General features: G+C 41.0%; 11 protein-coding genes. 7 read left to right on the forward strand and 4 right to left on the reverse strand.

The features are described 5' to 3' along the window. Positions 1-6: 6 nt before the first annotated feature. The 3 genes from GPS65_RS00455 to GPS65_RS00465 all read right to left on the reverse strand — a co-directional run bounded on the left by GPS65_RS00455 (position 7) and on the right by GPS65_RS00465 (position 4,304). Positions 7-2,334, reverse strand: coding sequence for an ABC transporter permease (locus GPS65_RS00455; protein ID WP_119125618.1), 2,328 nt, complete (start codon positions 2,332-2,334; stop codon positions 7-9). Beyond that, on the reverse strand, positions 2,331-3,584 hold the full coding sequence (locus tag GPS65_RS00460) for an MFS transporter (RefSeq protein ID WP_119125617.1): 1,254 nt from the start codon (positions 3,582-3,584) through the stop codon (positions 2,331-2,333). Before GPS65_RS00460 ends, GPS65_RS00455 begins: the two co-directional genes overlap by 4 nt. A gap of 69 nt (positions 3,585-3,653) precedes the next feature. After that, positions 3,654-4,304 carry a TetR/AcrR family transcriptional regulator gene (locus tag GPS65_RS00465; RefSeq protein ID WP_119125616.1) on the reverse strand — a complete coding sequence of 217 codons (651 nt, stop codon included), beginning with the start codon at positions 4,302-4,304 and terminating at the stop codon, positions 3,654-3,656. Positions 4,305-4,466: 162 nt separating this feature from the next. On the opposite strand from GPS65_RS00465, the gene GPS65_RS00470 reads away from it, so the two are divergent. The 7 genes from GPS65_RS00470 to GPS65_RS00500 all read left to right on the forward strand — a co-directional run bounded on the left by GPS65_RS00470 (position 4,467) and on the right by GPS65_RS00500 (position 11,231). Further along, on the forward strand, positions 4,467-5,579 hold the full coding sequence (locus GPS65_RS00470) for a CdaR family transcriptional regulator (RefSeq protein WP_119125615.1): 1,113 nt from the start codon (positions 4,467-4,469) through the stop codon (positions 5,577-5,579). A 117-nt stretch (positions 5,580-5,696) separates the two neighbouring features. Then, positions 5,697-6,968 (forward strand): GntP family permease, encoded by a 1,272-nt coding sequence (locus GPS65_RS00475; RefSeq protein ID WP_119125614.1) that lies wholly within the window; start codon positions 5,697-5,699, stop codon positions 6,966-6,968. 31 nt (positions 6,969-6,999) lie between these two features. Further along, positions 7,000-8,139, forward strand: a complete 1,140-nt coding sequence (locus GPS65_RS00480) for a glycerate kinase family protein (RefSeq protein WP_119125613.1) — start codon at positions 7,000-7,002, stop codon at positions 8,137-8,139. 92 nt (positions 8,140-8,231) lie between these two features. Continuing rightward, positions 8,232-8,570: a zinc ribbon domain-containing protein YjdM gene (locus GPS65_RS00485; RefSeq protein ID WP_012011822.1), complete on the forward strand. Its 339-nt coding sequence runs from the start codon at positions 8,232-8,234 to the stop codon at positions 8,568-8,570. A gap of 325 nt (positions 8,571-8,895) precedes the next feature. Then, on the forward strand, positions 8,896-9,825 hold the full coding sequence (locus tag GPS65_RS00490) for an ABC transporter ATP-binding protein (RefSeq protein ID WP_119125612.1): 930 nt from the start codon (positions 8,896-8,898) through the stop codon (positions 9,823-9,825). Then, entirely contained in the window at positions 9,822-10,775 is a 954-nt protein-coding gene (locus GPS65_RS00495; protein WP_119125611.1) for an ABC transporter permease, read from the forward strand. The genes GPS65_RS00490 and GPS65_RS00495 overlap by 4 nt, the downstream gene beginning before the upstream one ends. Positions 10,776-10,802: 27 nt before the next feature. After that, positions 10,803-11,231, forward strand: coding sequence for a DUF4064 domain-containing protein (locus GPS65_RS00500; RefSeq protein ID WP_012011812.1), 429 nt, complete (start codon positions 10,803-10,805; stop codon positions 11,229-11,231). Positions 11,232-11,272: 41 nt separating this feature from the next. Here GPS65_RS00500 and GPS65_RS00505 read toward each other — a convergent pair whose 3' ends face one another. Next, positions 11,273-12,601 (reverse strand): CitMHS family transporter, encoded by a 1,329-nt coding sequence (locus GPS65_RS00505; RefSeq protein ID WP_119125610.1) that lies wholly within the window; start codon positions 12,599-12,601, stop codon positions 11,273-11,275. Positions 12,602-12,861 lie beyond the last annotated feature (260 nt).

The following is a 12,861-nucleotide window of genomic DNA, read 5'->3' on the forward strand; positions in this document are numbered from 1 at the left end:
ATCTCCTTATGAAAGTGTATGACGTGAAGTTTGACTAGTAAAAAATGTCTTCAATAACGAAGCGCTTAAAGCTAAGCTGACAATCAACAGTGTGATGGGGTATACAACTGAGACCCATTGTGGTGCCAGCCATTGAAGGCTTGATGCCCCTAAGGATGCTCCACCTATACTCATTAAAGCTGGTCCAATCGTGTGGACAGCGATAGTGCCAATCAATGCGCCCAAAAAGATAACGGAAATAAAACTTGTCATATATTGTCCTGTTACATCTTTTTTAGAAAATCCAATCGTTCTTAACAAATGGTTTCGACTGGAATCTTTTGCTTTTAACATGTGTAGGAACATGATTAACATCAAACTTGCGGTGCCAAAAGCAGCTAATGTAGATAAAAATGCAATGACTTTTACTAAAGATGCTGTACTGCCGATTGTTTGATGAACGTATTCTTTCATATCTGTCACTTTTGCAGGGGATATCTCTTTTTCAAGTACTATTTTTTTCTCTTCAATTTCTACTTCTTGGTTTAGTTGGATTTGAATGGTTTTCCAAAGGGCTGATTGCGGAAATGGCTGTGATATTGCTTTTGCTGTTTTCCCGCCGTTCGTGACATCCTGATAAATGCCAGTCACAGTCTTTTCAATTTCATGCCCGTTTGATACAAGAGTAATTTTTTCTCCTACCTTTTTCTGAAGTGAATCTGAACTGAGCACTGATAAGGCAATGTCTTTCTTCTTTAAAGGCTGTCGCCCTTGTAAATAGGTAAGAGGAAATGCTGAGAGATTGCCTGTTTCTAAATAGAGTGTTTCTAATGAATTCTCCTTTGATTTTGCCTGAAGAGAAGTTGTTTCATATATGGCTGATGCATGAATATCTCGATCTTCAAGAATCATTGATTCTATTTCATTTGTTTTTTCCTCTAAATGACTTCCTTGTCGTATATCGATTCGGAGGTCACTTTGACCAGAGCCAAGATATGTGATGAAATCCGGCGATTGTAAGGTATACCATAGCTGAATAGGTAGCAGCATCAAAAATGTACAAAGGGCGATAATACAAGTAATCGTTGTATACAACTTCTTTCGTGATAACAGATCTTTTAAACCAAGCCACATATTGACTGGTATGAACCTATTTTTCTTGAGATGCAAGGGTATTTGTTTTTTATCATTCATTGAAATAACGTTGCCTTGAAGTGCTTGAGCGGCTGATACTCGACCAAACTTTCTTAGGACAGTATAGCTGCCAGAAATGATGATCGTTGCTATCACAATAGAAACACAAAGCGGAATGAACCAAGTAGTAAAAGAAGGCTGAATTCCCATGTAACGCTGAATATTGGCTGTAAATATATCACCAAATAAAAGCGTTAATCCATACCCTGCTATACACCCTACACAAGCAAGCAAGGCATACTTTCCAACGTATAATTGCTTGATTCTTCTTAAAGGAATCCCAAGCACCTTCAATATTCCAATTTCACGTTCGTCTTCTTCTATAGAAGCCGTCATAGCAAGGTGGAGAGAGAGAAGAGCTATTCCGATGAGCAGCATGCAAACAAGTAGGAGAATGGCGATCACCATTCCATCTGTTAATGCGTTTAGCATACGCAGCAAAGGTAAAGTAACAGCTGGACCTTGTTGTGGAAGCTGGGATGACTGGTAGATTGCTTGAAAAGCATCTGCCTGGGCGGCATCATGCAATAAAAATTCAATCAAATATTCCTTTTTATGAAACACTTGATTCATTGCGTCCCAATCTTTGTGATGAAGAAGGAATCTTTTCGAACTAACAAGACTGGGGTTCATTTGTGCATCACGCAAGAATGCTTTGATGCGGAAAGAGAATTGATTAGCCCCTTTCCCGATCAGTAACGTTTCTCCTATTTTCAGATGATACCTTTGCTGAAAGTAAATAGGCACTGCGACTTCACCTTTACTGATAGTGAGCTTTTCATTTTGTTCATTTAAAAGAAAATCAAAATAACGATTCTGTTTCACAAATAAATGATCCATCACACCTGCTTTGGCGGGTTCGTTTCCGAACTTGATATTTGCATGTTCAATTGGAATCATTGGGACGATTTGATGTGCCTTAACCATATTCTGCTTGCTTGAAAAAGTCTCAATATCTTTTTCCTTTAGGCTGCCTTCATGCATTTGGACAAAGTCTGGTGCCTTGGCTGAATGGAGCAGATTAGAAATGGAACCATTCAGCTGTACTATCATTTGAGCGGCACTTGTCGCTAGAAATGATGTCATCATAATGCATATTGTTAAACCGATGGAAATGAGACGGTGGCGGGTTAAGTCCTTCTTTATAAACGTCAGTCTCATGAGGCTGATTCCCCTTCATGTTGCAACATATTTTTTGTTAAATAGGCAAGGACAAACATGAAAGTACTGACTATTAGAACTGTCACATACATGTTTGCTGAAAACGTATTGAACAAGAACCCATACATCATTTGACCAAGTGGGGCAGCACATTGAGAAACCATTGTCAGATTGGCCATCACTTTTCCTAATTGATTATTTGGCGTTTTCTTTTGAACGTGTGAAATCACAACGATTGAGATCATTGTAAGCAGCATAGCAATCGGAAGACATCCTGCTAGAAAGAGAAAATAAGCTGGATAAGTGCCAAATTGAAGAGCTGTGTTTGATGTTGAGAATGCGACAGGTAGCAAGATGATCGCGATGACGATCAGCCAGCGATATAAAGTAGGGATACGCCAATGCTTTGCTACAAGTCCAACTAGCAGAGCCCCTGCGATGACCGCAAACTCAATTAAGCCCATGCCTACTCCATACATGATGTCACTGCTTTTCATTGTGACCCTTAAAATGATCGGACCACCTACGATAAAAAATGGTGTGAGGATGAAATTTAACATTGCAGCAAGCAACATGGCTCTTTTTAAAAATGACTGACTGCCAATATAGGAAAATCCTTGTTTCATATCTTTTACGAGCACTTTGCCCATAGGTTCCGTTAAGGGGCTAGGTGAGAAGGATATGTTTAACCGTAAAAGCATGCATGCTGATAGAAAGAACACGATGGCACTGGCACCTATGATGGATTGACTTCCAACCAGTCCGTACAGTACCCCACCGATAATAGGAGCGAGGACACCTGAAAGTGCCTGCACGCCATTGACGATCCCGTTTGCTTGTTCTAATTGTTCCTGTTTTACTAACTGTGGAATGCTGGACATCACAGCGGGAGCATAGAACGTACTCATCATACCAAGAAGCACCATGACCGCTCCGATCATAATGAGTGAATCATTGCCTGAGAATAACCAAAAATAAAAAGCCACAATCATGATGCCAGTGAGAACATCAAATAAAATCATCAAGTTCCTTCTGTTAAACCGGTCAGCGATTGCGCCTGCTAAGGGAGAAAGAAGGAGTGGTATATTGGATAAAGCGAATAGTAAGGCATATAAGTCAACACGCTGAGTCATATCTAGCACGTGTAAAGATAGAACAAACCGAATTAAAGAAGACCCAAAAACGGAAATAATCTGTCCGAGCACGAGGTAAATAAAGTGGGATGAGCCTCTTTTAGATAATAAAGACATGGGTATCACTCTCCTTTTAGACCGACCGTCAGTCTATAATGTATGCAGGATTGGTATTGAAGTGACCAATCACTGATTATGTTCATCAAGTTCTCCAGTTAAACGCTTCAGAAGAAAGGAGAAACTCCCTTTTTCTGCATGTAATGAGGATTCGAGGATATCGATAAAAGCTAGTGCGCGCTGCATACTCTCTTCGGCTGTCCATTGAAAAAGGCCCTCATCAAATATGACTTGTGCAGAAGCAAGAAGGAATTCCACCGTTTCTTGAGGGTACTTTGTATTAAATGTTCCATCTTCCACACCTTGCTGAATGACATCAGCTAAAACGGGTGAGAGTTCTTTAATCGCTTTGATTAAGCTTTTTTGGTGCATCTCTGCATTAGAAGGCTGGTGAAATTGTTCAATCATGCCCTGTTTATTGCTTCCTTGCTTTGGCGATTGAGCCATGATGATGCGAAATAGTTTGTCGACCACTGGAAGGTCTGGATCAGCTGCAATACGTTTTGCCACGATGATATCTGCTTTGATGATCCTGTCAATAATGGCATCCATCACTTCTTCTTTGGATGAAAAGTAATAATAAAAAGTGCCTTTTGCAATGCCAACAGCTTTCAGAATATCGATAATCGTTGTTTGCTGATAGCCTTTGGTAGAAAAAAGCTCTTCGGCTGCGTTTAAGATGTCATTTTTACGTTCTTCAGGATGTTTAACGGTTCTCATAAAGCCATCCTTTCTTTTGACTAGACTGTCGGTCGGTCCTTTGATTTGATTAAACACTTTTCAAAGTACCTTTGTCAATGACTTATTTTTAAACACTTTGCATTTATTGTGCAATGACACTATGATACATTGAAATGAAAACACCTTCAGGAGAGATGCCTCATGCAATTTTTAACCACTGAATTGGCACAAGAAATGGTTGAACGTACGATGCGTATTTTAGATAAAAATATCAATGTAATGAATGCGGATGGTGTCATCATTGGTTCTGGTGAACGAAACAGGATTGGTCAGAAACATGATGGTGCACGACTTGTGCTAACAAGCGGGAACAGTATGGAAATTGACTACAAGACGTCCTTGCAATTAGAAGGAGTTAGACCAGGAATCAATTTGCCCATTTGCTTTCGTGAACAAGTAGTTGGTGTGATTGGCATTACAGGTGAGCCGGAGAATATTCGGCATCATGCTGAGCTGGTAAAAATGGCAGCTGAGCTAGTGTTAGAGCAGTCTTTTCTGCTTGAACGAGTGCAGTGGCGGCAGCGAATAGAGAGTGAAATTGTCAATCAGTTAATTTCTGATTCGGACGTTGGTGATTATCAGCTAAAGAACCGAGCTGCATGGCTAGGAATGGATTTAGAAAAGCGTCGAATGGCCATCATTTTTCAGCCAGTTCCCTCCTCAGAAGACGCTGTGCATAAAATGATGCATGCGATTCAATACGATAAGAATGCAGATGATTTGCTTGGCATGACTTTTCGTCATGAATTGGTTCTTTTAAGGGAGCCGATCTCTGATCATCGTTTAAAGCATGTGGTTGTGCAGTTGCAAAGAACAATGGAAAATGCAGTAGGGGGCCAGGTGCTTGTGGGGATAGGGACTGTCGCCGCTGACATAAGCCGGCTGTCATTGTCCTTTGAGCACGCAAGAGATTCCTTGCGATTGGGGAAGGCTCTTGATCCGGAGGAAAGTATTTATTTTTTTGAATCTTATCAGTTGGAAAGACTATTCATCACTGCAGGAGTTGTTGAAGAAAACGGTAGTTGGACTGACTTTTACAAGCCATTAACGCAAGAAGTGGAGCTTGCCCACACATTAAGCATTTACATTGAAGAGGGCGGTGATTTACAAAGAATTGTTGATCGATTATATATTCACCGGAATACATTGAGATATCGTTTAGATAAGATACAAGCTTTGACCGGAAAAGATCCCCGTCATGTAAAACAGTTGATGGAGCTTTATATGGCGCAGTTGATGAATCAATTATCTTGATTGTGCATTTGCACAATGAGATGAAGTGATAAATGAAAAAAGTTCATCTAGATTCACAACCCGATTCCATATAGTAAACGCTTACAATGAAAGAAAGACATTTTGGGGGGATCGAGGATGAATGGAGATGTGACTGTAAGTACACTGGGAGCCATTATGGCACTGGTTATTGCGATTGTTCTTATTTTAAGAAAAGTATCACCTGCGTATGGCATGCTGGCAGGTGCATTTATAGGCGGTTTAATTGGCGGCGTAGATATTGCTCAGACCGTGAATGTCATGATGGAAGGTGCTAAGGGCATGATTCCGGCTGTCCTTAGAATTATGGCGGCAGGGGTGCTGGCTGGCGTTTTAATTGAGTCGGGTGCAGCTTTATCTATCGCTGAGGCGATCGTGAAAAAGCTTGGAGAGGCGAGGGCGTTATTAGCACTGGCGCTGGCAACCATGATTTTAACGACAGTGGGCGTTTTTGTAGATGTAGCCGTTATCACGGTAGCACCTATTGCACTTGCGATTGCCAAACGGGCAAAGCTCTCAAAAACGGGAATTCTACTTGCTATGATTGGAGGCGGGAAAGCAGGGAATATCATGTCCCCCAATCCGAACGCCATTGCCGCTTCTGATGCGTTTGGTGTACCGCTTACTTCATTGATGGCAGCAGGTATCATTCCGGCTATATTCGGCTTAGCTGTCACATACGTTTTGTCCAAAAAGCTTGCTAAGAAAGGATCGCCTGTACTTGAAGAAGAAGTTAATCAAAGCCAGTTTCAAGTACCTGCCTTTTTACCAGCGGTGGTCGGTCCACTTGTCACCATTTTATTGTTGGCTTTAAGACCGCTTTTTCAAATGAATATAGACCCAATGATCGCCTTACCGATCGGAGGCATTGTAGGCGCTCTTTTCATGAAAAAAGGGAAATTTATTAATGATTATGCGATGTCCGGGTTGAACAAAATGTCGGGTGTAGCGATTATGTTATTAGGGACAGGCACATTAGCAGGCATTGTATCGAATTCTTCCTTAAAAGATGTGTTTATTCAAGCACTTGATGCATCGGGATTACCTCCGTATTTGCTTGCACCAGCTTCAGGGATCTTTATGTCAGCCGCCACTGCTTCGACAACAGCAGGAACAGCAGTAGCGAGTGGCGTATTCAGCGGTACATTACTTGGTCTCGGCGTATCGGCTCTTTCAGGGGCAGCGATGATTCATGCTGGTTCAACTGTGCTTGATCATATGCCGCACGGAAGCTTTTTCCACGCAACAGCAGGAAGTGTTCAAATGGATATCAAAGAGCGCCTGAAGCTCATGCCATTTGAATCGTTAATTGGTTTGACATTAACCGTCGTATCAACCATTATATTCGGCGTTTTCAAGTTGTTTGGCTGATGACATTTGATAAGAAACGAGGGGCATTAGGATGAAAATTGTGATTGCACCAGATTCATTTAAAGAAAGTTTATCTGCATATGAGACAGCATGTGCCATTGAGCGAGGATTTCAAGCGATGTTGCCAGACGCTGAATATATCAAACTTCCCATGGCAGATGGAGGAGAGGGAACTGTTCAATCGCTAGTTGATGCGACGGGTGGGCACATAATCAATCATGTGGTCACAGGCCCGCTTGGTGACCCCGTCGATGCCTTTTTTGGCATGTTAGGAGACGATGAGACGGCTGTTATAGAGATGGCCGCAGCCTCTGGGTTACACCTTGTTCCACAAGAAAAACGCAATCCATTACTCACGACATCGAAGGGAACTGGGGAATTAATGCTTGCGGCGCTAGATCAAGGAGCAAAGCATGTCATCATTGGGCTTGGCGGAAGTGCAACAAATGATGGAGGCGTTGGGATGATGCAAGGATTAGGTGCAGCTTTTCTCGATCAAGCAGGACAGGAGTTGTCGCCAGGTGGTGGAGCCCTTCATCAATTAGCTTCTATTGATCTAACTGGACTTGACCCTAGACTGCAGTCCGTTCGGCTGGAGGCAGCCTGTGACGTGGATAATCCTTTAACAGGTAAGAGAGGAGCGTCTGCTGTATTTGGTCCTCAAAAAGGTGCTGATGAAGAAATGGTTCAAGTGCTAGACATGAATTTAACTCATTTTGCCCAAATAGCAGAAAAGCAGTTTAATGTATCTTTTGAATATGCAGAAGGGGCAGGAGCGGCAGGAGGACTTGGTGCGAGTTTATTAGGCTTTTTACACGCTGATTTGCAGCGAGGAATTGATATTGTGCTCAAGGCAGTTCAGTTTGATGATGTCATCAAGGGGGCAGACCTAGTGATTACTGGGGAAGGCCGAATTGACCAGCAAACCATTTATGGAAAAACCCCAATTGGTGTAGCCAAAGCAGCAAAGCAGTATCACCTGCCTGTGATCGGCATCGCGGGCTCTCTCTCAAAAGATAGTGCAGTCGTACATGAGCATGGCATTGATGCCCTTTTTAGTATCGTTCCAGGTGTAACTTCTCTTTTTGAGGCGATGAGAGATGGGGCTATTCATGTAGAGAGAACCGCTCGAAATATTGCGGCTACTATATCAATTGGAAGAAATAAGTAAGCGGTGAAAAATGTTTCCTTTTCTATCACATTCTTTCTATCGAAATGTGGTAAAATTGTATGAAATGAAATAGAAAGTTGGAGGAAACACAAATGTCTAATCTACCAAATTGTCCTTCATGCAGCTCAACGTATACTTATGAGGATGGCAGTCTGCTAGTTTGTCCTGAATGTGCGCATGAATGGTCACTTGAACAAGAACAAGCGGCAGAGGAGCAGCTTGTGGTCAAAGATGCGAATGGAAATCTGTTAAGTGATGGGGATACAGTCTCTGTCATTAAAGATTTAAAAGTAAAAGGTTCTTCTTCCGTTTTAAAAATAGGGACGAAGGTCAAAGGCATTCGGTTAGTTGAAGGCGATCATAACATTGATTGTAAAATTCCTAGCTTTGGTGCAATGAAGTTAAAATCAGAGTTTGTGAAAAAGGTATAATAACGAAAGGGGGCTGCAGTAAGAGGCCTCTTTTTCATTTCTTTATTTATAGGTGAAAGGAATAATCTTAAACAGAATTCCATACATATATACCTGTTGAAAAAGGTTCATTTTTTAAAAAATCAAGCCTCTTTTCACATAAAAAATGGCTGTTTTCTTAACCCTACCTTAAAAAAGGCAGATGATTCGCTAAATTTTGGTTCATCCCCTTCACAACTTTTGGGCATTGCTGTACCATATGGAAGTGTTCTTCTATTTTTAACGAATCATGGTGTTATCAGGAAATAGATGATAGATGATACTTAGACAAAGAAGGAGAGGTAACGTGACGAACGTTTTAGAACTGCATAATGTATCTAGGCATATTCACGGGAAAAAGATCGTTCAAGACTTGAGCTTTTCTGTCCAAGCGGGCGAAGTCTTTGGCTTCTTAGGACCAAACGGCGCAGGGAAAACGACAACCATTCGTATGATGGTCGGTCTTTCTCCAATTACATCTGGTGACATTCTGATTAATGGGCATAGTATTCAATCCTCATATCAGCATGCCATCCAAGACGTTGGTGCCATTATTGAAAACCCAGAAATGTATAATCATTTAACAGCTAGACAAAATCTTGTTCACTTTGCCAGAATGAATGGGAAAGTGGATGAAGGGCGAATTGATGAGCTGCTAAAACTAGTCAGCTTACAGCACGTGAAACATAAGCGTGTCCGAACGTTTTCATTAGGAATGAAGCAGCGTTTAGGTATTGCGCAAGCACTGATACATAGACCGAAACTGCTGATATTAGATGAGCCGACCAATGGACTTGATCCAGAGGGAATTCGCATGATACGAGATTACTTGAGAAGGCTTGCAAAGGAAGAAGGGCTAGCTGTTATTGTTTCAAGTCATCTCATGTCAGAAATGGAATTGATGTGTGACCGTTTTGCGATTATCCAAAAAGGCAAGCTGATTGCGATTGAGGATCAGCGTGCAGAGGCGAACCAGGACGAATTAGTCAATTATCGAATGAAGGTCGCTTCTGATGAACTGGAAGAAACGAAAAAACTCATTGGTATATTTGAGGAAGGCACGACTGTAAGAGAAGAGGAGCAGTATTTATTCTTCTCCTTGGCAGAAGAGAAAATGCCGGAATTGATTCGTCATTTGAGCGGCGCGTCCATTCATTTGTACGAAATCAAAATAGAAAAACAAACCTTAGAAGATAAGTTCTTAAGCTTAACAGGTAAAAAGGAGGCAGACGTATGATTCGCCTCATTCAAAACGAGTGGATGAAGATCAGTTATCGTATTGGAACTTGGATTATGGTTGGACTTCTTGTGTTAGGTATGATTGCTACACTGATCTTTGTAGTGAAAACAAATGACAAAGATCAAGCTTCAGGTGATTGGAAAACCCAACTAGAAATGATGAATAAGGAAAACAAGAAAGAACTCAAAGAGACAGAGAATGGTTTCTTTAAAAGAGAGCTTGAAAAAGAGATCGCTATTAATGATTATCGAATCAAGCATAACTTGCCGCCAGCTGATCAGTTTAGCCACAGTGTATGGGATTATGTGAAAACAAACGCTAATTTACTCCAGCTTGTAGGTGTGTTTGTGATCATTATTGCTTCCACTATTGTGTCGGCTGAATACAAGCATGGTACAATCAAATTATTATTGATTCGTCCACCATCAAGGCTAAAGATCCTAATATCTAAATATATTACAGTACAGCTGTATGCTCTTTTACTTGTTGTAGTTCTATTTATCTTGTCCATCATATTGGGTGCTATTTTCTTTGGACTTAGCACTGATTATGTGAATTTGGTGTATCACAATGGTGAAGTGATTGAACGTTCGCAGTTTGCAAATATGGTCTATTATTATCTTGCTCATTGCGCAATGTTTGTCGTTTTGGGAACCCTTTCGTTCGCCATTTCTACAGTATTTAGAAGTGAAGCTATCTCCATTGCCATTAGTGTGTTAGCTTATATTGTGGGTGGATCAGTTACAGGTATTTTAATGCTCTTCTTTGATTGGTCAAAATATTTGTTATTTGCAAACGATCCATCGCAATACTTTATGGAACAGGTTACTCTTATCGAAGGTATGTCTCTAGGATTCTCACTAATCGTCCTAGTCATCTATTGGGCTATTTTCTTAGCCATTGCCTTAATTGTCTTCCAGAAACGAGAAGTGAAAACAGGCAGTTAAATTTTAAAATTTTTAGGAGGTTTACACATGATTAGACGTAAAGGTGAAAAGATTATGGGGATTATCAGTATTGTCCTCAATGTCATTGGTGTTGGATTTGGAGCATTAATTCTCTCCTTAGGTCCATCATTTTATGATCAAATCAATGAAGTGTTACAAGAGGAAGGAGAAACATTGCCAATTGAAACGCTTGAGGCTTCGGTTAATTCATTTGGTACTCAGTACATGGTTGTTTCCATCATTGCGGCTGTACTATCAATTGTTGGTGTGATTCTCTTGAAAACAGACCGCCGTGCCGTGATTTCAGGTGTTCTTTTCTTGGTGTCTGCTGTGACTCTTTTGATTGGAACAGTTGGCCTTGCATTCGTTCCAATGGTTCTATTGTTTATCATTGGTTTGATGTCTCTTATTAGAAAGCCGAATACAGACATTCACACAAATGAATATCCTTCATAAATAAAAAAGACATGCGCCGCTGTGCGCATGTCTTTTTATATTTAAATAATGCCTATCAGTTTGGCAATGATCAGTAGAACAATACTGAATCCCCACATCCAGAAGAAAGAGTAGCGAATATGTTTCCCCATATCGACTCCTGCAAGACCTATTGCAAGCCAAACGGCTGGAGCGAGAGGGCTGACAAAGGTTCCTATGATGTTGCCGATCATCATGGCATACGCTGCGGAAGTGCCCGTCACGCCAACCTCAGATGTGATGGATTCGACAATTGGCAGAAGTGCATAATAATAAGCGTCTGTACTTGTCAGCATATCCAGTGGTACCCCAAACATCCCGACAATGATATGTAAAAATGGAAGCAGGAAAGCAGGTAGAATCTGAATGCTGTCCACAGCAATAGCTTTTAGCATTCCCGTTCCTTCGAGAATCCCTAGAAAAGAACCTGCGGAGAAAATAACAGCGGCCATCATGAGTGCACTAGGTGCATGTGCCTTGATTCTCTCCATTTGTACATCCACTTTCGGATAGTTAATTAATAGTGCGAGAGAAAGACCAATCATAAACATATAACTAGCCGGAATCACGTTAAGCACAAGAAGGACAACAACAGCTATAAACAGAATGAAATTCACCCAAATCAAGTGATAGCGTTTTAAAGCGGCATCACCTGTCTCGCTAATGGATTGGATAGCCCGGTCCCAATCTGCGCCTTCTAATTGAACAGCAGCAATTTCATTTGCAGCGATTTTGACCCGAATGCGTTTTTCTTCTCTTTTTCCTAAAATAAATGCCATTCCTAATACGAGAACGACCCCAATGAGCTGAATGGGAATGAGCGGCACCCAAAGTTCAGATGGGTCCATCTTAAGGACACTCGCTGCCCGTCCTGTGGGGCCAGCCCATGGCACCATATTCGTTAAGCCAGCACTTGTCCCGATCAATAACAGCAATAAGTACGGACTCATATGTAATTTTTTATAAAGTGGAAGTAGTGCAGGTACAGTTAATAAAAATGTAGTCGCTCCTGCTCCGTCTAAATGAGCGATGACTCCTATTAGAGCTGTCCCCATCGCAACTGTGACAACATTTCCCTTAGTCAGTTTAATCAGCGTTTTTATTACAGGTTCAAAGAACCCTGTATCTTGTAAAATGCCAAAAAATAAAATGGCGAAGATGAACATGGTCGCCACTGGCAGTACTTTGATAATCCCTTCTTCAAAGAATGATTGAATGTCATGAATCCCAAATCCTGCGATGAATGCCCCGATTAAAGGCACCATGACCATGGCAACAATTGGACTTGCTTTCCCCCAAATCAGCAATACAACAATCGTTAAAATAATCAACAATCCAACAAACGTTAACATAAGTCCCTCCCCCTACAATAAACCGTTTACATTTTCTTGCTCTTTTTATCACAATGCAGTCCCATATCTGCATTGAAAAAAAGGGTATCAAAAATATGAGTATTAGGCAACCGCTTTCATACCTATAAAATGGTGAAAAAGGATGATGAAACCAGTATTGGCGCAGGATGAAACATGTCAAAAAATTTAGATAAAATATAAATATTCTAATTTAAATATAAAATACATAATTATATATGGGTATTTAGACTTGATAAAAT

Origin of the sequence: Bacillus pumilus (genome assembly GCF_009937765.1) — a bacterium.
Classification (GTDB): domain Bacteria; phylum Bacillota; class Bacilli; order Bacillales; family Bacillaceae; genus Bacillus; species Bacillus pumilus_O.